The organism is Parabacteroides sp. AD58, from assembly GCF_023744375.2.
GTDB classification, from domain to species: domain Bacteria; phylum Bacteroidota; class Bacteroidia; order Bacteroidales; family Tannerellaceae; genus Parabacteroides; species Parabacteroides absconsus.
Genome location: NZ_CP146284.1, coordinates 3,108,926 through 3,132,865, shown reverse-complemented (window position 1 = coordinate 3,132,865; position 23,940 = coordinate 3,108,926). Strand labels below are relative to the sequence as shown.

Below are 23,940 nucleotides of genomic sequence, written 5' to 3'. Positions count from 1 at the left end.
TAACACGTTGGTTCATCTTTATATCAAGAAACGGGCAATCGACTTTTTAGCTGATTGCCCGTTTTCTTATAGTCTTATACATCACAAATGCGAATACATTTTTCCAGTGATGCAATCTTGTCTTTCTGTTTAGGTACGAATTCCTGACCGACAAAGCCCTTATAACCCATTTCTACCAAAGCTTTCATAATAGCCGGATAATACAATTCCTGGGTTTCGTCGATCTCTGCCCGCCCCGGACAGCCACCGGTATGGATATGAGAAAAATACGTATGATACTTACGGATATTCTCAATGATATTTCCTTCCATGATCTGCATGTGATAAATATCATACAGCAACTTGAAGTTGGGTGAACCTAACCGGCGGCATAATTCAACGCCCCAGACCGTATGATCACATAAGTAATCCTTATGGCCTACGCTGTTCAATAACTCCATCGTCAGCACCACATGATATTTTTCTGCTACGGGAATCAACCGTTTCAATCCTTTCTCGCAGTTCTCCCAGCCTTGCAGATCGGTCACTCCATTTCTACGTCCGGCAAAACAGATCAGATTGGTCAGTCCGGCCTCGGCAACCATCGGGATCACTTTCTCGTAGCTGGCCACCAGTTCATCATGCAGTTGCGGATCATTGAAGCCACGGTCAATACCTAAACCGGCACCCTGCGCCATGGCAACCGTCAGTCCGTGTTTCTTTACCGTCGGCCAGTCAGCTGGATCCAATAATTCCACCGATTCAATGCCAATCCGTTTACAGATCTCGCAGAACTCATCCAATGGAATATCTCCGAAGCACCACTTGCTGACTGAATGATGAATATTTCCTTTCAGCGGTTCTTCCGCAACGGAAGGACTTCCCAGCAGATTTCCGGCTGCGGCCAGCGGTGCTGCCGATGCTAAAGCACTTCCGGCCAAGATTGATTTGATCGCATCTCTTCTTGAAATGTTTTTCATGTTACTTGATTTATAGATGAAACAATGATTATTTGCTTTCTGCCAGCTCCTTTGCCTTATCGGCGGCATACAGATTATCGATAATACCATCCGAAAGTCCGATTTCCGGAACATAAATGTAACTGGCATGAATGACTTCAGCAATACACAAGAATATTTCGGAAGCCGGAACAATCACATCAGCACGGTCGGGCTTCAGGTTAAAAGCTTCCATACGGGCTTCCGGAGTCAGGACCTTCAGCTTATCATAGATATTCTGCAAAGAAGTAATCGGAATGCGTTTCCGTTTCTTGTCTTTCTTTTCAATCAGCCGGTATAACTTGTTGATATTACCACCCGAACCAATGATATTGATTTCATTCTGGCCTTTTGTTACCCGACCGATTTCATCCCGCATCTGCTGCCAGGCAGCTTCCGTCACGCCACCCGTCAGAATACGTACGGTTCCGATATTAAATGACTTGGAATACACCAGCTGTCCATCGATCAGCAAATTGACTTCCGTACTACCACCGCCCACGTCAACATACATATAATTACCGTTCTGATCTTCCCGGCACTCTACATGATTGTTATAAATCATCTGAGCTTCTTCCTGCCCGTCAATGATCTCGATATTGATGCCCGTAGTTTTCCGGATTTTCTTAATGATCGCCTTTCCGTTCTTGGCATCACGCATGGCCGATGTCGCACAGGCCCGGAACGATTCTACCTCATAGATCTTCATCAAATGGCGATAGGCTTTCATCAGCCGGCGCATACGTTCTTCTTTCACCGGACTGATTTCTCCTTTCTCAAACACATCAAACCCCAGGCGCAAAGGGACACGCAACAATAAAATCTTGGAGAACTTGTCTTCTCCGGTACTTTCCTTTCGGGAAACCTTCTTAATTAACAATCGGACGGCGTTGGAACCGATATCGATTGCACCATAGCTTTTCGTCTTCATATTATTTGTGTGTATTTTCTTCTTCTTTCGACAGATAATAGTTATAGAGAGCTTCCTGCGAACGGAAAACACCTTCTTCAGTCTGATCAGGCATTCTGTTTTCTCCTGTTCCGTCTACAATCCGCCCTTGCAGCGTATCATTCAATCCATATTCCACAACCTGTCGCAGATCAGCCTTTATCTCCGGATCGTATACAGGCGTAATCACTTCAATCCGGTTATCCAGGTTTCTCGGCATCCAGTCAGCCGAACCGATGAAAGTCTTATCAATTCCGCCGGCAGCAAAGATAAAGATACGGGAATGCTCCAGATAACGGTCAATAATGCCCCGGATACGTAAGTTGCCATTCAGTTCAGGCAATTCTGTAAATAAAGAGCAGTTTCCACGAACCAGCAGATCAACGGGCACACCTCGTTCGGCAGCTTCATACAGCTTACGTACCATGAATACATCCGTGATGTGGTTGATCTTTATTTTGATATAAGCCGGTTTTCCGGCCTCCTTATTGCGGATTTCCTCATTGATCAGCCGGATAAACTTCTGCCTCATCTCATTCGGTGAAACCAGCAGTTCCTTGAAACGAATCGGAGAATAAGGACGTTCGATGAAGTCAAATACGGCATTGACATCCTTCACGATCGGTTTTGAAGCCGTCATCAACATATAATCCGTATAAGTCCGGGCATTTCCTTCATGGAAGTTACCTGTACTGATACAAACGATATCTGTACCTGAACGCATGGATATATGAGTTATCTTGGAATGTACCTTCAGTCCTTCCACACCGAAGATCACATGAATGCCGGCATCCTGCATCTTCTTCGACCAGTCAATATTGGAAGCCTCATCAAAGCGGGCCAATAGTTCAATAACTACCGTCACTTTCTTGCCATTCCGTGCAGCACCGATCAGGGCTTTCACGACTTTCGAATCTTTAGCCAAGCGGTAAAGCGTCGTTTTGATGCTCTTTACTTCCTTGCTCACGGCAGCTTCCTGCAATACACGTACATAGGAATCGAAGCTATGATAAGGCACATGGATGAAGCGGTCTTTCTCGCGGATCAGCTTTAGAATACTTTCCGTTCCCGACAGTTCGTCTTTCAGAATCGGCGTCCATGTCGGATATTTCAGATCCTTCCGCCCGCAGTCCGGGAACTTCATCAAATCTTTATGGTTGTGATAGCGGCCACCGGCCAGGACGGTATCCAGTTTATCCAGGCATAAGGTAGAAAGTACCTGCTTCAACAAGCCTTTCGGCATAGTTGAATCGTACACCACGCGAAGCGGTTCGCCCCGTTTACGGCTTTTCACGCCTTTGGATATCTTTTGCAGCATACCGTTCCGTAAGTCATTGTCGATTTCCATTTCGGCATCGCGTGTAAACTTAAAGGAATAAGCCTCATAATCCGTAAAGTCCTGTCCGCAGAAGATCATCGGCAGACAGCAGCGGATCACATCATCCAGATACATCAGATAACGCTTCTCTCCTTTATCCGGCAAGCGGAGGAAACGCCCGCAAGTATTCACGGGCAAAGACAGAAACGCATACTCCTGATTCCGTTTCTTGGTGTTCTTCTTGAACATTCTGACGGCCAGATAAATATTCTCATCGTTCTCAACATCCAGTTGCTTGATGGCAGAAAACCAGACCGGAATGACGGCTCCGTTCAGATGCTGCATATAAAAGTTCTTGATGAAAGCACGTTGTTCATCATCTACCTCATCGTCACGCAAGAGATAAATATTCTCATCTCTCAGTCGCTGGGTGACTTCCCGGATCGCCTGCTCGTATTCTTTGGAATATTCGGCATTCAGCTTGTTGATTTCTTTCAAGATTGCCAAGGCTTCCCGTTTATTCTTCTGGGCAGCTTTATCCTCACATTCAGCAATCCGACTCTGGGAAGCTACGCGAACCCGGAAGAATTCATCCAAGTTGTTCGAATAGATACCCAAAAACGACAAACGCTCCAACAAGGGAACATTGTCTTTACATGCTTCCTGCAAAATTCGCCGGTTGAAATACATCCAACTGATATCTCTTGGCAAATAGTTTTTGTTTTCCTTTATTTTCATTAGCGCATTCATTTTGATAATAAATAAAGAAACAAGTTTAGTCTCGCTCTACAGAATACCTCTGACAAAGCGGGACTACAATCTTTTTATCTTTGATTTTAATTTACGAAACAGTAAAAATCCAAAACAAATAGATTCTGAAAACTTGCTAAAGTTATGAATTAAATTGATAAATCGCTGTTTTTATACTTACTTTTTGAGAAATAGACCTTAACAATTTCCGGCCATGCCTATCTGACCGGCCAAATAAGTGATCTGATCCGGTTCGGGTTCCAAGGCATGTAAAATAACGTAAGGAGCACTGTTCACCCACGTACGGAATACCGGATTGGGTTTATACGCCTCGGCAAAGGCCAGTAACCGGTCAAGATTAAAATCGCCTGACACAATACCGGCTCCATTACGGGCGGCATCCTGCGCATTGCAATCCTGCTCAATATGAGCCGGAACCATCAGAATAGGTTTCCCTAAATACATCGCTTCGCAGACAGATTCAAAGCCGGCCGTACTGGCATAAGCCTTGCAACCGCTCATCTGCTTTAAGAAGGCTTTATCATCGAGTGGATGGAAAGAAAGTGTCTGATCGATCTTTCGGACCGTCGTTTCTCCCTTCCGGTCCCAAAAGAAATGCAGTTCAGTTTCGGGATGCCGGCGGTGCCACTCCATCACATTCTCGGCAAAGCCCGCATTCACCATATAACCATGTATATAATTTCCGGCTGTAGCCTGTATAGAAAAAACTTCCTTCCGGAGCAACGGCGGTACGATGCGAATGTGGTGGGCTTTATCATCTTCCATTGCCTTGAATGAAAGTGCGAGCTTCTGGCTTGCTCCCAGGCAAGTCAGTTGGGAAAAAAAGTTCAATAGTTGGATTTCCGCCCTGCGAATCTCCGGAAGATGGAAGTTTTTATGTAAAAACAGATATTGGTGCCCGATACAGATCTGCGGTACTTTTATCCGATAGAGCGCATAAGTCAGACCGGTCAGCAGCTCATAAAAGTTAATGACTACTTCGGCCCCTGTTTCCCGAATCCGGTCTTTGATGAAACGCATGCTTTTCAGATACGTCGGGACTTTCAGCAGATTGTAGCCAACGCTCCGCAGGATATTATTCCGCTTGTTGGAAGCCGTAGGCAGAAAATTGGGACTCTCAAAACGCTGTACCGGCGCTTTGATGGTCCTGGTAAAGAATGCCGGCAACTGCCGTGACTTACTTTTACCGACGAGGACCTCGACAACTTCGTGGCCGTTCTTACGGAGAATTTCTTCGAGAGCCATACATTGCGTCAGATGTCCGCGACCTTCACCTTGTACGATAAAGATATATTTCATGAGGCTGATTGCATAGGTTGAACGGTTAATTGATCTTTTCCCTGAAGCTCGTCCATTTCTACATCCGTATAATACAGGATGCTCCAGTTTCCATTTTCATCTTCAGCCAGAGCCGACATGGTTTCTACCCAGTCGCCTGAATTCAGATAATGGATCTTGCCATAATAACAATTATCCGGATGGTGTATATGTCCGCAAATAATGCCGTCGTACTTACGGGCCAGAGCAAAATCAGACAAAGTCTTCTCGAAATCCGAAATATATGAGACGGCCGATTTGACTTTCTGCTTGATCCGTTGCGAAAGAGAGAAATAAGGTTTTCCTTTCCAGGCACGGTATTTGTTATACCAGCCGTTGAACCAAAGCAGGAATGTATAGCCCATATAGCCCAAAAGGGCCAGCCATTTCATCTGGGTGGTTACCCGGTCAAATATATCGCCATGAGTAACAAAGTACACTTTATCACCACTCTTCAGTACATAATCTTTGACAATCTGGATATTGGCAAAGCGGATCGGTGCCAGATTGTCCAAGAAATCGTCGTGATTTCCTCTCACGTAAATCACCTCTGTACCGCAATTCTCCATCAGTTTCATGATGATCTTGAAGAATTGTGTATGTGCCGGCTGCCATTTCCGAGTTCCGTTTTTCTTCATGTGCCAGCCGTCAATGATATCTCCGTTCAGGATGAGTTTATCACAGTTCACTGAACGGAGCAATTGGCTAACTTCCTCGACTTTCGAGTGAGTTGTTCCCAAATGAATGTCCGAAAGGACAATTGTGCGGTAATGCTTTCGTAAATACATCAGCTTTTTGATTGTTTTACACAAAAGTAGCGGGCGTATATTACGAGGCTGTGTGTTTGGTGTGACAATCTGTTTACAGATTCTTATACAACAAAGTCTCTCACCAAGAATAATTGTCCATTGTCAATTCTCAATCCTCAATTTTCAATTAACAAAAAATCCCTGCCATCCGAATAGAACGGCAGGGATTTCATCTTTTTGAGATTCTATGTTTACTCTTCGCAGGGTTACTAATAGAACATAAACTTTATATTACACTATTATTAATACTAATGCCACTTGTTCTCCTTCGCAGGATACTTACCTTTGCAAAAAGGTGTGTGACTATTAACTCTATTTATTAACAACTTCCACTTTCGCCCTCGCGGGATACTCTGCAAACCGTTGCCGGCTGGTGGAACAATTAATTTTTATGATTATTTCTTTTTATCAGGGAGACGCGGCACGCTACGGGTGTGAAACCCAGACGCGGCACGCCACGTCTCTACTGATTTTATAATTGTCAATTGTCGATTATTTTACGACTACCTTGAAGCTTTCGCCGTCAACTGATACGACTACGATACCAGCCGGAGCAGAAATCTGAGCATTGTCTGAAGAAACTACTTCGTTAGCTACTACCTTACCTAAGATTGTACTTACGATTACGTTCTTACCTTCAGCACCCTTAACTACTACAGCGCCGTCAACACCTGCAACGATTACACTTGAAGTAGCGATTTCTTCGTTAGCAGTAGCTGAATCTGTTGTTGTTGTAACCTTAAATAAGGTACCATCAGTTACATTATCAGCATATAAGCCCTTACCAAGCAACAACTCTCCATGGTTTCCACCGATGTAATTAGTTACAGGACACTTATCATAAATCTTAATCCAAGAACCTTGCCATGAAGCAATTTCAGACACACCGTCCAAGTTAGATTCAATCAAGAATTCTTCAGATTCTTCTTCAGTTGCATCCTGAACTAAACGGAATGAGAATGACCAATTATTATGTCTATCAACTATTGAATAATCATTCCGGTTTGTATTTTTAGGATCGAAGAACTTAATAGGATCCAAATATGATTTATCATATCTCTTCACATAAACCTTCATTGATTCCAAAGTATTATCACCTTTGAATGTGTAGAAGAATTCACCTTCTTTAACCCAATCAACTTTTTCCTTCTTATAAGCACTGATAGCAGCATTGATTTCTGCAGCATGTTCTTTCGTAATTACCATGTGAACACCTTCAACAAATCCCAAACGAACTGCATATCCCTTATATGTAAACAAGTCTGGTTCATGATAAGCATGTGATCCGTCTCCTTTTTTAACTAAAGAATCAGTCAAATTAACTAAGAAACGACCAGCTGTATATCCATTATAGAATGCATAATGGCTAGCATCTTCTGCTTCAGCAGCATCTTTGTCAGCAAAATAACCATGTACATTATTGATACACCAGAAACCGTCAGCAACAGTATCTTTTGTCAATGCCAACATGTATTGAGGCATACGAAGTTTATTATCCAAACGCAATGGTTCTACAAAGAATACTTTTGAAGTATCACCAACATTCATTGCTTCTTGGCTCAAACCTAAGTATTCAAAGCCTTCAATCACATTTGAAGCAGGAGCTCCAGTTTCATTAAATTCATCCGCAAACAACTTCTGATCTACACCACCTACAGTACGATAGAAATTAACTTTACCTTCAGGTATTGAACGATACAACGGACGGTTGAAAATTTCCAAAGCAAAAGCATCAATGTTATCTTCTTGGCCATTATATAAATCAGCTTCTCCTAATTGTCCTGTACTCAATACATCGACACGACCATAACCGTTCCACAGTTGTAGTTCATCAGAAGTTTTAACTGTATTTATAAGAGCATAGCATGTATCTGACTGAGAATCGAATTGATCTGCTTTCAAGTAGAACAATGACATAGTACCAAGACCATTATCCAAAATATCACCGATACCTCGTGTCATGTAATAGTTCTTTTCACCAAATTTTTCATTAACATTTACATAAAGAGTGTCGTTATCAATCAAATTGAAATCCTTCACTTTCATCGTATATGCCTGACGAACTAATTGAGGAAGTTCTTTCCCACTAATAGCATCTATCACACCTGCGCCATAACCAAATTCATCTACAGAAATATTCCTGTAATTTCGTTTTCCTTCTTTATTATATCCAGGCTGATAATATACTGTATCAAATTCAAAATACTTACTTTCGTCTTCAGAAACAAACAGAACATCTCCTTCACCCTGATTAATATATTCAGAATCTTTGTTGTAGCGGTTATAACGCATTGCATAGTTTGTATAACGCAATGTTTCCGGATCTAAGAATCTGTAACCATGATATTGACTAGTTAAAGCTTCCTCATTATCCACATGAGAGAACTTATAAGTATCTTTCATCCAAAGACCGCCATAATAACGATTCCACCATGATACCTCCAATTCATCTGTTGGTTCATCGCTATAATCCTTCATATTAATGGTATATTTACCAACTTCCTCTCCTTTAGCATTAACAGCTGCATACAACTGTCCTTTAAAGGTTGTATACCATTCTTCACCATATTCACGATTACGAATCTGAACGAGATCACTGCAAGAAGAACCATATTTTTCTACTACATACATAGTTGCAGGCATCATTCCATAATCTTGATCAGCATTAGGAACATCATACATATAGTGTCCTTCTAAGCCAGCTACAAGATACTTTCCATTCTTTACCGTTGATTGAATCCAATACAAACCTGGTTCCAATGTAGTACGAACCAAATGATCATAAGGATTATCAAATGCAATACGAGCATTCAATGGAGAAGCTCCAATACCTTTATTTTTGGATGTTGCTGTCAAACACCATTTAGAAGTTGATAAATCTTTCAAACGAATAACGATTTCATCTCCCTTAGAGGTCCAAGTATTACTTACCTGAGATGCCTTTTCATTTACATCACTAGCATACACAAAATACTTACCAGCATAAGAATCTTTGAAAGAAACATTTTTCTCTGCCTCTTTTTCCGATTTATCAGAAGCATTCAATGGTTCTACAACCAAACTATCTTGTGATGGATAGTAAGTAAATTTGAAATAATAACGAGCTTGAATGGCTAAGTCATCTTTTCTATTAGGTACTTTATTGACAATTTTCAGATCACCATCTACTGGATTTGATACAGATTGCCAATAGGCAGTATCGACCATTAAATACTGATTATTATCCTTATTGTCAATATAATTTAACCGCAAGAAAGTAGGATCCAATAAATAAGAGGATTTTTCTCCAGCTAAATTATTCGTATTTAATGATTTTTGCAAAGATTCTATTTCTCCATTTAACGCTCTAATTGCATCTTCATTATCACTAATTATTTGTTTATTTTGGCTAATAGAACCTTCCTTCTCAGAAATAAGTAATTTCCAATCTTCAATTTCGCCACTATACTCAAAAAATTGACCAAATACTTTTTTATCCGTATTATCTAATTTTTCCAAGGCAGCAAAATCGGTTCTCAAAGAATTTAGCCCCGTAGTACTAACAGAACCTGAACCAAAACCATTATTTAACAAACTAGAAAATGCTGAATAAACTTTACTTGCAAGATTATAAGACAATTCAGGTTTTTGATTATTGTTATAATTAGTAATAGATGTCCTATATCTCTTGTAAAGAGTTTCATAAGAAAGTGTTCGATTGACAGGATTTATTGCAAGTACTCTTGAATCATAATTATCAATCTCACCAACTAATTTATTTTGTTTGTTAACAACTTCTTCATAACCAGACTTTATTCCTCCAGCTAGTAATCCTTCATTATATTTTACGTCTTGCTCAAGATCAAACACTTCAGCCTCTAAGTCGTCATTTGCAGATAATAAAGAAGCATTAATTCCTTTCAGTTTCCAAACCTCTTCAGATTTCACAAAAATCTGTCCCGGTAAATTACCCAGATCTTTACCTCCTAAGTCCTTATATGATTTATCGAAGAAAGCCTCTTGTAATTTTGAATTTTCAGCTTTATAATTCATTCCATCAAGCATAGCTTCCCCCTTGAACGGACGTTCATTCGGATCAACCCACTTGCCATCATAGAATAATTTGCCATCAGGAGTATAAAATTTAAAACTACCAAATGCCTTACCTTCATCAAACACTGATTTTTTATTATAATCAATCATTGAATTAAAGTCATAAGCATTCAATACGATCGGATTTGCTAATACAGGCTTAACCTTTAAAGCTTCAGGATCTTTAACAACTCCATTTGCTAAAATATGCTCATCAATATCTTTATAAGATGTAATAAAGCCCTTTTCATTAGCTTTCATTATCATTACAGAATCCTTCTTATTATTAAAATAAGCATACGGAGCTGTAAATTTAAAATTGACATCTTGTGAATTTCCTTGATACCAAGCCCAACGCGTAACACATCCATCAATCATTTGGCTCGCACGAGGTTTATCAAGAGATTTCCCATCAGCATCAATAGCAAATGCATAATCATACATCAAAGACACTTTTGTCTCTTTATTGATAAAACGGTATTTACCACCAGATAAACCATCCGTATTTCCATAATCAATCTGCCACAAAGAGGCCAACAACGGTGTCTTTTGCGCTCCTTCAACATCCTCTACCAGACGTAAAAAAACTTCACCAGTCTCCTGATTACGAGAGTGTACCAAATAACCTTCTCTTCCTGTTTTAGGATCATAAGCTCTCAATTGATACCATTTTTGAGCATCAATAGCTTTAACATCTTCAAAAGTTACATTTGAGAGCACTTTACTTCGGCGGAACTCATAATGCCCGTTCTCCGGAATAAAGTTTTCTGCCACTACAGAAAATGAGCTAGCCATAAGTAAACTAGCCATCAAAGTAGAAAACTTTTTGTTCATAATAAATAAATTAATTGTTAATAATAAGGATAATTCAACAACTAATTTTACGAAGGGTCCACAACCCCCGCGAATCATTATGAACGAGCATAAAAAAACGCGGGCTAGTTGTCTATTATTTTCATTGAGGCATCTGGAAATTCGCCCACATCACAATAACAGAACAATAGCCCGCGCTTATACGATATAATACAATCTACCCAACTAAAATGGCAGACTTTTCCTATATACGTAGTCAGCGCAAGCATTTACTGTCCATTATTCCGTGATGTTAAAAATTTTCCAGATTTTCAATGAAGGAATAATCTTCGTAAAATGCTTACATTAAATATGTATGAAACCGTACTTTGCGAACCGCTGTCCGCTACGGAATCACTGCAAAGATAAGGAGGTTTTCTGAATCAACAAGAAAAAACATGTATTATTTTTCCAAATCAGGCGATTAAAGGACAAAACAAATGGATTTATAGCACGAAATCCTTTATTTTAAGTACATGATAAAAAGCCAATACCGTTTGATAAAACATAAACATCTTTTCATCCATCCATGCCTGTGTTTATTACAGTAGCCCTTCTTACCTTATTATATAATATACCCCATATCCGATTTGCTTTTATACCCTTCACACACGCACTTACTTCTTTCATATTCAGCTATTTCCTGTGAAGGATGTGAAGTCTATCGTTCTTTTCTCTTGAAAGAAAAGAACCAAAAGTTCAAGGCTGTGTCTGCTGAGCTACTCCGTCACTTCGTTACGCTGTGCGCGTCGCAAACTCGCCTTTGGCTCAGACAGCAACGCTCCGATCGCTCCACTTCGTTCCTACGCTTAACGCTCACCAGAACGAGACCAATCCAATTGACAATGGAAATTGATAATTGACGATTTTCAACTCTCCATTTTCAATTGATTTTATAGGTTCTTGATTTCTTCGTCGGTCAGACCCGTACATTGCTTAATGAATTCAACGGAAGCTCCGTTCTGTTTCATCTGACGGGCGATTTTAAGTACGCCTCTCTCCTCTCCAATTGCTATTCCTTCTTTTCGCCCCTCTGTTCGGCCTTTTTCCAAGCCTCGCTTTTCACCAATTTGGATTCCTTCTCTCCTTGCCGTCGTAACAACATTCTCATTATCCCGGTATATTTTCAGGGCAGCCTCGTATTCTGCCCGTTCCTTCTTGTTCATATTGGCGATACGTGCCAACTCTTCCAAGCGGTTAAACAAGGCTTTCTGACCTTTGAATGATAAATGTTCCAACTGTTCCATATGTTTCAAATTATACAACCAGTAATCTAACGGGGTCTTACATTCTGATTCCGTTTTGTTGAATAATGGAAATTCGATAAAGATTTCCCGGAAAATAATCTCCAAAACAGGCCTTGCGACAGTAGAGGCGCAGCGTGCTGCGCCTCCAGCAGGCGTTATACCCAATAATTGACGGATATCTTTTGAACGACATTACCTTAATCCTGTATTGGCAAGGATTTGTTCCTTCTCTTTTAGCCTTTATTTCCTGATCTGCCGACAGGAGGCGCAGCACGCTACGCCTCTACTATCTTCCGAACAGAATCTTAAACCCACGATCCACAAACGGATTGATAAATACGCTTTTTCTCATAGAAAAGGTCTTTTTAATGTGTTTTGTCCCAATAGCGGGATAGGCAAATTTAGGAATAAATAAAAAATAAGCAAGTAAAAATAAGAGTTCATTTCCACAAAGCAGTCTATCACCAAAAAGCCGGCGTAAATTGATAAATTCCTGGCGTGTTTTGATCAGAACATAGGCATGAATTTGGGAGAAGTTGCCTACCTTCTTCTACAAAATAAACGAGAGCCGTCAGCAATTCTCGTTGGATTGATTTCCGATTCTCGTTTATATCAACAAGATTTTCTATTCTAATAATATACCCCTAATCTGATTTTGTTTTTCAACCTTCACACACACCTCTATTCCTCTCATAATCTGTCATTTCCTGTGAAGGATGTGAAGGCACTTCCTTTACGCCTACTGGAAGCGCAGCACGTTACGCTTCTACTCGTCGATTTATCCTTGAATCACAAGAATTAACAGATATACAAACAGATAGATAAATCATGAAAGATCATATTTTGAATTTATCAGCAGATAGAATCCACCAGACAAACGCCAACACCCTTAAGTACTTTGATCTGGATTCGCGTATCTTGCGAAAGATATTTTCTCAGTTTGGTCAGGAAAACGTCCAGGCTGCGGGAAGAATAAAAATCGGCTGTGCCCCAGACGGACGAAAGAATTTCATCGCGACTAACGACCCGTCCTTTTTCCCGGCAGAGAATTTCCAGGATCTGGGCTTCCTTATGCGTCAGTGACTGCTGTTCATCCGCGTGACACAATTTGTTTTGCTCTGGATAAAAACGATAAGAACTGATGGTATAAACGGCTTCTTCTGCCTCTTTTGCTGCCGGCCGGGCAGAAGCCGAAGCCTGTTTCAGCTTGATCAACGCCTGGATATGGGCATCCAGTTCTTCCGGGAGAAAAGGTTTCTTGAGGTATAAATCGGCTCCCGAATGATAACCCTGAATCACGTCTTTGGCCTGAGTCCGGCCGGTAACGAAGATAATCGCCACCGCTGAAGACCGCTGCCGGATCTGCTGCACCATCGTAATTCCGTCCATGACAGGCATCTCTATGTCTGAAACCACCACATCAAAAGATTCCTGAGCTAACTTTTCCAAGCCTTCTTTCCCGTTTGAAGCCGTGACAACTTCATAGCCGCCAATCATCTGTTCCAGACTGTTCTGGATAATGAAACTGAAATTCTTATCGTCTTCAACTAATAATACCCGAACCATAACCTATGCTTTAACCGGCAAGACCAGTACAAACTCGCTGTATTTTCCTTCTACACTGTCGACATGTACGGAACCATCCATTGCCGTAATGACCTTATATACGTAATTCAAGCCTAAACCGAAACCGGCTATCCGCTTGTCTTTCTTCTCTTCCAGACCGCCTTGCTGGAATTTCTCGAAGATGTGTTTCTGCTGTTGTCTCGAGATTCCCCAACCGTTGTCCCAGACCTTGATCACCACATAGCCGTTTTCTGTATATGCCGACAAGCGGATCTGCACTTCGTCGTCGGAATACTTCAGCGAATTGTCGATCAAATTGCTGACAGCCTCCTTCAGATATTCCTCATCGGCCATCACTTCCAACATCTCCGGGCAGTCGATCCGGAAATCAACTACTTTCTTTGCCTTTACTTTGTATTTACAAACTAGCTCATCTAAAAGTGGATAGATACGAACAGGAGCCAAAGTCAGTTTCAGATTCGACTGCTCCAGTTTTGCAATGGTCAGAATCCGTTCCGAAAGCTGCAACAAATGCCCGCTCTCTTCGTTGAGGATCGAGAAATACTGCCGCTTCAGTTCGGGTTTATTGTCCAACACGCCGCTTTCCAACGTATGACCGGCCATCGTGATCGTATTGATTGGCGTCTTCATATTATGAATCATGGCATAGGTAAAGTCCTGTCGCAGACGGGCAATCTTATTCTGGCGTAAAATGATTTTCACCTGATATAAAAGACAAACTACCACCAGAACAATCAGGACAATCGTTGCGATCAGCGAAATTCCCATCTGCCGGCATATTGCCCAATACGGATTAACGATACGGGCCTGGACCAGCGTTGTTTTTCCTTCATCCAAAAAAACCGGCTGCGTTTCGATATGCTTGAAAGACAAAAGCGAGGAAGAAGTATTCACCAAACGGACTGAATCGAGCACCTGACTGTGTACCTGAACATAAATGCCTTCTCCGGCTAGTGCTTCCGTAAAGATAGAATCCAGCGCCGAAGTAGAAAAAGCAGATTGATAAACCGAATCAGCATAATGATTAAAGGCGACAATCAGTCGGCTGATAAGTTCCGGTCCGCTGGCTTCCTCGATATTAGCAGTTTCCTCCAAGTGGATCGTAAGCTCCGCATCCTCCGAATCAGAAACTTGATTCAGGCGATCGGCCACCTCATCTAATACCGATTTGGGAAATAAACGAGAACAAGCCTGCCGGATTTTCCCGTCAATCAGCTGATACGCATTCACCAGCCACAAGCTTTGTACGGCCACAATGGCAATCAGTCCTAAAAAGGTCAATATTTTAATGTACTTCTGAGGCATACAGGTCTTTTGCGTCTTGTATCGCAAAGGTATAACAATTCCTTAACAATCGGCGAGCCGATAACGATTAAATAACAAAACCATAACAAGCCGATAACCTATTTGCCGGACAAAAGGACGTTCCTTTGCTTCAGAAACAAAAATGATAACAAAATGACAATGATTAGTAAACAAATAGGAATGATCATGAGCCTGATGGCTTGTACCTGTTTGCCGCTTATGGCTCAGGAAGTAAAAGGGAAAGTCGTAGATGAAGCCAAACAGCCTGTCGAGGCAGCGACCGTTATCATGCAAACGCCCGATTCGACTTTTATCGATGCCGTCATTACCGATTCCTTGGGCTGTTTCGTCTTCAAAGAAGAACCAACCTGTTATCGACTGATTTTTCAACACCTCCTGTTCAAAACCTTCGAGAAGGAAAACTGCGGACCGGATGCCGGTATCATTACACTGAAAGGACAAGATTATGCATTGAACGAAGTGGTAGTAACCGGCGAACGTCCTTTGGTTAAGGCAGATAAAGGGACGTTAGTCTATGATGCACAAGTCTTGTCCGAACGGACAACAGCCAGCAATGCCTACGAATCTCTGTTACGTTTGCCCGGCGTCATGGAACTGAACGACGAACTGTCATTAACCGGCACAAAAGATATGAACATACTTATTAACGGAAAACCTTCATCTATGAACCAGGACCAGTTGATAACGCTGTTGAAAAGCACGCCGGTTTCACAAGTCAAGAAAATAGAAGTCATGTACAACGCGCCGGCCAAATACCGGATTAGAGGCGCAGCCATCAACATCGTATTGGACAACGGGAAATCAGCTGATCCGTTTTGGAAAGGCGAAGTGAGCGGAAACTACCAACAGTTCGTTCATGCCAACGGCGAAGGCAATATAAATCTCTCGTACACTGGGAAAAAATTATCAGCTGATATCAACTATGCTGCCGGATACAGGCACAAAGACTCCGGCATGGGAACCGATTCGCATCATACCCTGCACGACAAGGTTTATTCGATCCAGCAGGTGAATGAAACGGAAGCTAAACACTGGCTGCACAATGTCCGCTTCGGACTGGATTATCAGCTGTCGGAAGGAAACAGTCTGCATACGGCTTATACGGGTTCATTTCAGACAAAAGGCAATACCACAACACGATCGAAAGGTAATTATTCGGATTCAGAGAGTTTCCGGACATCCCAGGAACAGATGCACAATGTAAACTTAGATTATACCGCGGCTTTCGGCTTGAATGTAGGGCTGGATTATACCCATTTCAACAGTCCGTCAACGCAGGATTTTACCAATTATCAGAATACCGGGGAACAACATTTCTTAGTAGAAGAAAGACAGACTATCGACCGCTGGAATGTCTATGCCGGACAAAACCATGATTTGCCTCAAGGCTGGGGACTTAATTATGGCATTAATTTCACCTTCGCCCGAGAAAAAAGCGGACAATTATATCAGTTGGATGCGGGAACTGACTTACCGGTTACGAACACAGATACTCACATGCAGGAAGAAACCTATAATTTCTATGCAGGAACGGAGAAGTCATTCAACAATCAGTTATCCATATCTTTATCGCTTGCCGGAGAATATTATCGGCTGATGGATTATCAACAGTGGGCGGTTTACCCGACTTTTCAACTGAGTTATCAACCGAGTTCTGAACATATCTTTCAACTAGGCTTTTCTTCGGATAAGGCATATCCGAACTATTGGGAACTGCAGGATATCACCAGTTACATCAATGGATATATGAAGCTGAAAGGAAATCCGTACCTGCGTCCTTCAACCGATTACACGGCTTCACTGACTTATATCTTCAAAGGGAAATATATTGCCAACGTTTATTATTCGCATGTAAAAGATTTCTTCTCGCAGTTGCCTTACCAAAGTCCGGATGAACTGGCATTGGTTTACCAGTCCATTAATCTGGATTATGAACAGAATGCAGGTTTGTCGCTGATCATTCCTTTTTCGGTTGGCACATGGTGGACAGCCCAATGTATGTTCGACGGTTCATACAACCAGGATGTCTGCGACAAGTATTACAATATCTCCCTGAACCGGAGCAACTGGAGAGGCATTGTACAGATGAACAACACATTCCGCCTTTCTTCCCGACCGAATCTCCAGCTGGAATATAACCTACTGTACGTTAGTCCGACGTTACAGGGTATCTACGACGTAAGTTCTGTCTGGAAAATGGATCTGGGATTGAAATGGACTTTCGCCAACGACAAGGCTGAATTGAAGATCCAAGGTAACGATTTATTCAACACCTTTGTTCCGGATGGCAAGATTGACTACAAAGGACAAAAGCTCAACATGGATATTCTGAACATCAACCGGAATTTATCCATCTCCTTTACGTATAAGTTCAATGGATATAAAGAAAAGAAACATAAGAAAGTCGATACGTCGAGATTTGGGTATTAAGAATCTAAAAAGAACCTATCTCCAGATATTATCATAATCCGTACGTGTGAATTAATTATTTGATTAAATTAGCGAAATATACAATCATACAGAAAATCTAAAATGCTATCAATAGATAAAATCAGGGAAATGCTTTCTCTTGGAGAGAATAAACAAGTCGAATTTAAGAAATGTACGGATCAAGTTTCAGCTTCCGTATATGAAACGATCTGTTCATTTTTAAATGCAGAAGGTGGATATATTTTCTTAGGTGTGAATGATGATGGTGCAATTATTGGAATAAATCCCAAATGCGCCATTGATATGACCAAAAGTATTATTAATACATTAAATAATCCAGAACAGTTTTTGCCACCAATGCCAATCAATCCGGAAGTAATTGAGATAGACGGAAAGTTGATCATATATATAAATGTGCCTGAGAGCGAACAAGTACATAGGTATAAGAACCGTTTTTACGACCGTTGGGGTGATGCTGACAATGATGTGTCAAAGCAGACTTATTTAGTTAAGAATATATTCATGCGAAAAGAAAAGGAATCTTCAGAGAACGAAGTATTTCCCGATGTAACTATAAATGATATGGACGAAGAATCGCTCAAGATTATGCGCAGCCACATTTCCATCTATAACTCTAATCATCCGTGGCTGAGCATGACTAATGAAGAATTCCTAAAAAGTCTGTTTTGGGGTAAACAACGGGAAACAAACAAAGAAGGATATAAATTAGCAGCCATTCTTTTATTTGGTAAAGAACAGACTATTCTGAATTGTTGTCCGTGGCATCGTACAGATGCCATTTACCGTAGCATGTCTTACGAACGTTTCTTACATCCACTTCCGACTGACCCTGATATTCGTTACAATGATCGGGATATGATATGCGTCAATCTGATTCAGTCATATATCCGTTTGCTTAATTTTGTGCAGCGCAATATGCCAGATAAATTCCGTTTAGCGGATAATGGTATAGACCGTTTGGATTTGCGGGTAATGATATTCAGAGAAGTAATATCGAATACACTTTTGCACCGTGAGTATATCAGTTCATATACTAATAAATTTCTCATATTCCGTGACCGGGTAATAACGGAGAATTGGACAAAACCTTTCCAAACAGGGGATATAAATATAAATGACTGGCGTACCCGTACAAAGAATCCGCTAATTACGAAGGTATTCCGTGAAATGAAATGGGCTGAAGAGCTGGGTTCTGGACAGAAAAATATTCGGAAATATGCTCCGTTATACTTTGAAAACGCTGAGATAGAAATTCATAGTGGAGAAGAGTTTATCTTTTCCATTACCTATCGTGATCCTAAAGAGTTTGAATTTACAGAAGATATACCAACAAGTCGGGACCAAGTCGGGACCAAGTCGGGACCAAGTCAGGACCAAGTCGGCACAAAGTTGACACTAAGTCAGAGAGAAATACAAACAATTCTTGAAGCTTGTATATCTGAAAAGTCACTAATAGAAATTATTACTTTGCTACACTTTAGTAATCGGACTAAATTTAGGAATAAATATATAAACCCTTTGATTGCAGAAGGATTACTAGCAATGACTGTTCCTGACAAACCTAACAGCCGGTTGCAGAAATATTATACCACGGAGAAAGGAAAATCTTTACTAAACAGATAGCCTATTAATAACAAAGGAGTTAAGCCAGCAACTTAACTCCTTTATGCTTTCAGTCGGGATGACTGGATTCGAACCAGCGACCACACGCCCCCCAGACGCGTACTCTAACCGGGCTGAGCTACATCCCGTCTTTTCTTTTGACGGGTGCAAAGGTAGAGATTTTATTCTAAATTCCAAAACTTTCCCGATAAAAATCCATTGCCTCCAAGATCAGATCTTTTCCAACGTGCTGGTTGATACGCACATCTCCTATTTGTCCTAACAAAGTAAAGTTGATGATGCCGCCTTCGTTCTTCTTGTCATGTGTCATCAATTCATACAGGCGGTCGTAGTCTTTGCAAGTGAAGAAAAAGGCCGGATAATACGTTTTCAGGTAGCAGATGACCTGACTCAGTTTCTCTTTCGGGAAATCACATACTTTATGTGATAAATATAATTCGCTGACTAAACCGGCTGCTACTGCATGTCCGTGCAACAACGGTTTGTTTTGCTGGAAAGACAGACTTTCGTACGCATGACCAATCGTATGACCGAAATTCAAGGCTTTTCGGATACCTTTCTCTTTCGGATCCTTTGCCACAATATCTTCTTTGACGGCAACCGACTGTGCCACCAGCTGATTCAGATAGGAATAATTCATCGTATCAATGTCATACAGCATGACGGGCAAATAGACGTCCATCGAACTGATCAGTGCATGCTTGATCATCTCGGCATAACCGGAAAGAATATTGGCACGATCTAACGTGCGGAGAAATTCACAGTCGATAAAGACACATAAAGGCGGATAGAACGAACCGATCTCATTCTTCAATCCGTTGAAGTTAATACCGGTTTTACCGCCAACCGCGGCATCGACAGAAGCCATCAATGTTGTCGGTACATTGATCGTCCGAATGCCCCGCTTGAAAGTAGCACCGGCGAAACCGCCCATATCCGTAACCATGCCTCCACCCAAATTCAACAATACCGAATGACGAGTCGCGCCTTCATTCGACAGCCGCATCCAGATAGACGACAATGATTCTAAATTCTTATGTGTATCTCCGGCTTCAACCGTTATAACCGGAACATCCTGCAGCAAAGGAATATCTTTTACCAAAGGATAGCACTGCTCCACCGTATGCGTATCGGTCAATACAAACAACTTATCATAATCCAGACCTGCCAGAAAAGCCTGTAGCTCGGCTTTCAGATCCTGACAAATCACTACTTTCTGTTCAGCCATAATCCATTGATTTTATTTTCGGAAACAAAATTAGAAGAAATTCTTCGATTTCGGAGAGGAATAAAAACAAAAAACCTTCCTTGTCCTCTCGGATTTGGAAGGTCATAGAACTTTTTATTACACTATTATCATATTAATTTAATAATGTAAAAACACGCTTTCGCCCTCGCGGGTTACTCGTTACAAGTATCTTAAAAAAGATTCATGTGCGTGCAAATTGTAATATATTCGTGTAAATATCAGGAGTCTGAGACTCCTGATATGTTGTTAGTCATAACTTAATTATTTAACAACCACTTTGAAGCTTTCGCCGTCAACTGATACAACTACTACACCTGCAGGAGCTGTGATCTGAGCGTTGTCTGAAGTCAATACTTCGTTAGCAACTACCTTACCTAAGATTGTGCTTACGATTACGTTCTTGCCTTCAGCACCCTTAACTACTACTGCACCGTTTGTACCAGCTACTACTACGTTACCAGCAGCGATTGTTTCGTTGGCTGTCGGAGCTTCTACGTTAGTTACTTTTACGCGCAATGCATTTGTACGGTTATACTGATCGCTATTCGCAAATACCAAGTATTCATTGATATTGAACAAGTAGTAACCACCCTGACGTACTAAGTAGTAACCTTCATTATCCAAATCTTCTACAATCTGGAATTTATAACGATTCAAACCAGCCTGTACATTCTTATTTTGATCAGCAACAGTTGCTACAGCTGTTTCCTTACCCTTAATTGTTGTAACAATTGTATCATGATCAGCATTCAATTTACCTACACGGAAGATTGCTTTATTCAGATCATAATCACCGTTCAAAGCATATTCTTTATTGAATTCACCTGTTGCAACATTGTAATCTACAGAGTCAACAGAGTTGAACAAGAACTGACGTTCACCTGTTTCACCATTCCAACCAGTAGAGATCAAGAATGAAGGAATCTGACGGTCTGTATCTGTTGCAAACAAACGTAATGTTGTCTCTTTACCAGTAATGATTGCGTCACGATCGTTCTTGATAGCCACATAGTTGTCTAATTCAGTTGTCAATGTAGCATAAGTAGTCTTCGGATCTAATGATACTTCAGGAGATTCTACTTTCAAGAATGTCTTAACATCCTTAGCGTTTGAGATTTCAGCCAAAGAAGCTTCAATGATATTATGACCATCAAAATTTTCAATACTATTTGAAGCTACATTCCATTCATCAACTACAATATTCTTAGTATAATCATAATCACCAACAGTTGAAGTACCATAAAGAATTGTCACAGAACCGTCTGCTGCGTTATCTTTAATGATGAAATTATTTGCAGTGTTGACATCATCTACTAAGCCATATTTACTGCCTGTACTATTCCATGCCAAATATTTCTCAACTGCTTCACCGTCTCTGTAAGCTTGGAATTTATATGTGTAATAAGCGATCGTATCGCCATCAGCATATTTCTTCACTTTATTATCGGCAGAAAGATAAGCATATTCATTTGTGATGTAGTTCACTTCCTTATTCTTAACAAGCTGGAACTGGATTGCATCCGATTGATTATCACTTACAGTAATACCCTTCTGATTATCTTTAACCATAACAAACAAACGGTTAGAAGTTGATTTATCATCACGAGCAAATGACATAGTAACCTCTGTCAAGTTATCAACATCCCATGCACCAGCAAACATATCAACTGTAACAGGAGTTAGTTTAACCCACTGCGTATGTAAATCCTCAGTTGATGCAACAACAATATTACCATCTTTATCAACATTCAAGTCAGTAAATGTTTTCTGACTTGCTCCATTCTTAATAGCCATTGAATAAACTCCATCTGCTTCCTGGTAGAATTTAGCAGTAAAGCTATAAGCCTTATTAGCACGGTTTTCGAAAGTGATGTTGTTATCATCCAAATCTACATCAGTAATGATATATTGAGCTTCTGGAGCAGTCGGATCAACAAACTTCGCACCCTTAGCATACGCGGTATCTGGTGCATAAGCCGGAGTGAACAGATATTTACCAGCTAAATCATCATTTACAAACTGAATATTGTAAACTGCTTTAGCATTCTGATTCAAGAATTTTGTATAAGAAACTGTATTTACTTCCTTAAAGTCAAAAATGAAATTTTCTGCTTTTGCATCAGTTGTTAAATACAAATCTCCATGATCATCACCGTCTTTAGCAGTTACTTTGATTGCAACTGCTGCAGAAATTTGTTTTTCAGCACCAGTTTTTTCGTTATAATAGAAGGTTGCAAGTTGAAGAGCATAGTCACCATTTAAATCTTTTGTAACTTTAAAACATGCATTGTTTACTGATACATCTTCTCCTTGAAGATCTTTATTTGTACCAACTTTTACTAAATCACGACCTGCCTTCTTAATCAACTGGAAGCCTTGACCAGCTTTACGCCAATCAGCATCATTGATATCATTTACAGAAGGAGAAGCTGCAATTAATGTAGAATTCATTAAGAAATCATAAATTTCCCCACCTTTTGTAGCTGGAGGAACAGCTCCTAGTTTATTATTTACTACAAAATAAGTACCTACAGGGAAACTGTATTTACCATCACTAGATTTCACATTACCATCTACAACTTGAACAGCCATAATGCGATCACCTTCTTTTGCAAAGATATTATCTACATCTTTCCACTTGTCCTGATTTAATACAAAATTAAATCCAGTTGAGTTGTATAGATCATTCAATTCTGTTGCATCAATATTTGAAGAATTAACAGAGTAGAAAAACCAAGGATATACAGTTGTTGTACCAGCCCGTGACAAACCAGTCTGTGTTATCACTAATGCACTTTTTCCTGATGTTGCGTCATTCTTATATAATGGACCTGCATACGCAGAACCATCCTTATCTTCTTTTGCTCTATATTCAATAGCTGCATTTCCAAACCAAACTACCTGATTTAAAACATTAGTTGGATTAGCATCTGAATAATCTGTATCTACAGTACCATTAGCATCAAAAAATAGCTGTTTCCCAGTAGCTAAATTTGTCAACTTATAGCCATATGCAGTTGTAACCCCACTTGACACTTCAATAGGAGCGACCTCAACTTTCCAAACAAATTCTTTGTAATCTGTTACATCACCATCAATTTGTGCATACTGCTGATCAATAAATTTGTCGTTAGTAGCATTTTCCTTGAAACCATAAGCATAAGAATCGTTTGTTTTATTCACAAAGAAATAATACTTTCCCGACTCAATAGATTTGGCCACTTCACCATAAGGTAATTTTTCAGCAAGAACGCTGTTGAACAAACCACCACTAAGCAGTAAACCAGCCATCAAAGTAGAAAACTTTTTGTTCATAATTAAATTAATTTAGTATTAATAATAAGTAATTATATCCTCTTGTGTAATATTCGTCTTTATCAAGTCGGTATAAAA

At 40.5% G+C, this 23,940-nt stretch carries 13 protein-coding genes and 1 tRNA gene; 2 read left to right on the top strand and 12 right to left on the bottom strand.

What is annotated here, in order from left to right:
• Positions 1–74: 74 nt before the first annotated feature.
• From NEE14_RS13250 to NEE14_RS13210, 9 genes are all read right to left on the bottom strand, one after another.
• On the bottom strand, positions 75–959 hold the full coding sequence (locus NEE14_RS13250) for a hydroxypyruvate isomerase family protein (RefSeq protein ID WP_251966956.1): 885 nt from the start codon (positions 957–959) through the stop codon (positions 75–77).
• Positions 960–987: 28 nt separating this feature from the next.
• Positions 988–1,908, bottom strand: coding sequence for a Ppx/GppA family phosphatase (locus NEE14_RS13245; RefSeq protein ID WP_251966957.1), 921 nt, complete (start codon positions 1,906–1,908; stop codon positions 988–990).
• Between the two features lies 1 nt (position 1,909).
• Entirely contained in the window at positions 1,910–3,982 is a 2,073-nt protein-coding gene (locus NEE14_RS13240; RefSeq protein ID WP_251966958.1) for an RNA degradosome polyphosphate kinase, read from the bottom strand.
• Between the two features lie 210 nt (positions 3,983–4,192).
• Positions 4,193–5,314 (bottom strand): glycosyltransferase family protein, encoded by a 1,122-nt coding sequence (locus NEE14_RS13235; protein ID WP_251966959.1) that lies wholly within the window; start codon positions 5,312–5,314, stop codon positions 4,193–4,195.
• Positions 5,311–6,120, bottom strand: a complete 810-nt coding sequence (locus tag NEE14_RS13230; protein WP_251966960.1) for a UDP-2,3-diacylglucosamine diphosphatase — start codon at positions 6,118–6,120, stop codon at positions 5,311–5,313. Before NEE14_RS13230 ends, NEE14_RS13235 begins: the two co-directional genes overlap by 4 nt.
• A 513-nt stretch (positions 6,121–6,633) precedes the next feature.
• A complete protein-coding gene (locus tag NEE14_RS13225) occupies positions 6,634–11,046 on the bottom strand; it encodes a DUF6383 domain-containing protein (protein ID WP_251966961.1) in 4,413 nt (1,470 codons plus the stop codon).
• 911 nt (positions 11,047–11,957) lie between these two features.
• Entirely contained in the window at positions 11,958–12,416 is a 459-nt protein-coding gene (locus NEE14_RS13220; protein ID WP_251967028.1) for a PD-(D/E)XK nuclease family transposase, read from the bottom strand.
• A gap of 747 nt (positions 12,417–13,163) precedes the next feature.
• Positions 13,164–13,877 carry a response regulator transcription factor gene (locus NEE14_RS13215; protein WP_251966962.1) on the bottom strand — a complete coding sequence of 238 codons (714 nt, stop codon included), beginning with the start codon at positions 13,875–13,877 and terminating at the stop codon, positions 13,164–13,166.
• A 3-nt stretch (positions 13,878–13,880) separates the two neighbouring features.
• Positions 13,881–15,203 (bottom strand): sensor histidine kinase, encoded by a 1,323-nt coding sequence (locus NEE14_RS13210; protein WP_251966963.1) that lies wholly within the window; start codon positions 15,201–15,203, stop codon positions 13,881–13,883.
• 153 nt (positions 15,204–15,356) lie between these two features.
• Here NEE14_RS13210 and NEE14_RS13205 point away from each other — a divergent pair, with 153 nt between their 5' ends.
• Both NEE14_RS13205 and NEE14_RS13200 read left to right on the top strand, forming a co-directional pair.
• Positions 15,357–17,654: an outer membrane beta-barrel family protein gene (locus NEE14_RS13205; RefSeq protein ID WP_251966964.1), complete on the top strand. Its 2,298-nt coding sequence runs from the start codon at positions 15,357–15,359 to the stop codon at positions 17,652–17,654.
• Positions 17,655–17,756: 102 nt separating this feature from the next.
• Entirely contained in the window at positions 17,757–19,298 is a 1,542-nt protein-coding gene (locus NEE14_RS13200) for a helix-turn-helix domain-containing protein (RefSeq protein ID WP_251966965.1), read from the top strand.
• 53 nt (positions 19,299–19,351) lie between these two features.
• Here the strand turns inward: NEE14_RS13200 and NEE14_RS13195 are convergent.
• From NEE14_RS13195 to NEE14_RS13185, 3 genes are all read right to left on the bottom strand, one after another.
• Positions 19,352–19,426 (bottom strand) — tRNA-Pro (locus tag NEE14_RS13195).
• Positions 19,427–19,464: 38 nt separating this feature from the next.
• Positions 19,465–20,526, bottom strand: a complete 1,062-nt coding sequence (gene aroB / locus NEE14_RS13190; protein WP_251966966.1) for a 3-dehydroquinate synthase — start codon at positions 20,524–20,526, stop codon at positions 19,465–19,467.
• 282 nt (positions 20,527–20,808) lie between these two features.
• Positions 20,809–23,862, bottom strand: a complete 3,054-nt coding sequence (locus NEE14_RS13185; protein WP_251966967.1) for a DUF6383 domain-containing protein — start codon at positions 23,860–23,862, stop codon at positions 20,809–20,811.
• Positions 23,863–23,940 lie beyond the last annotated feature (78 nt).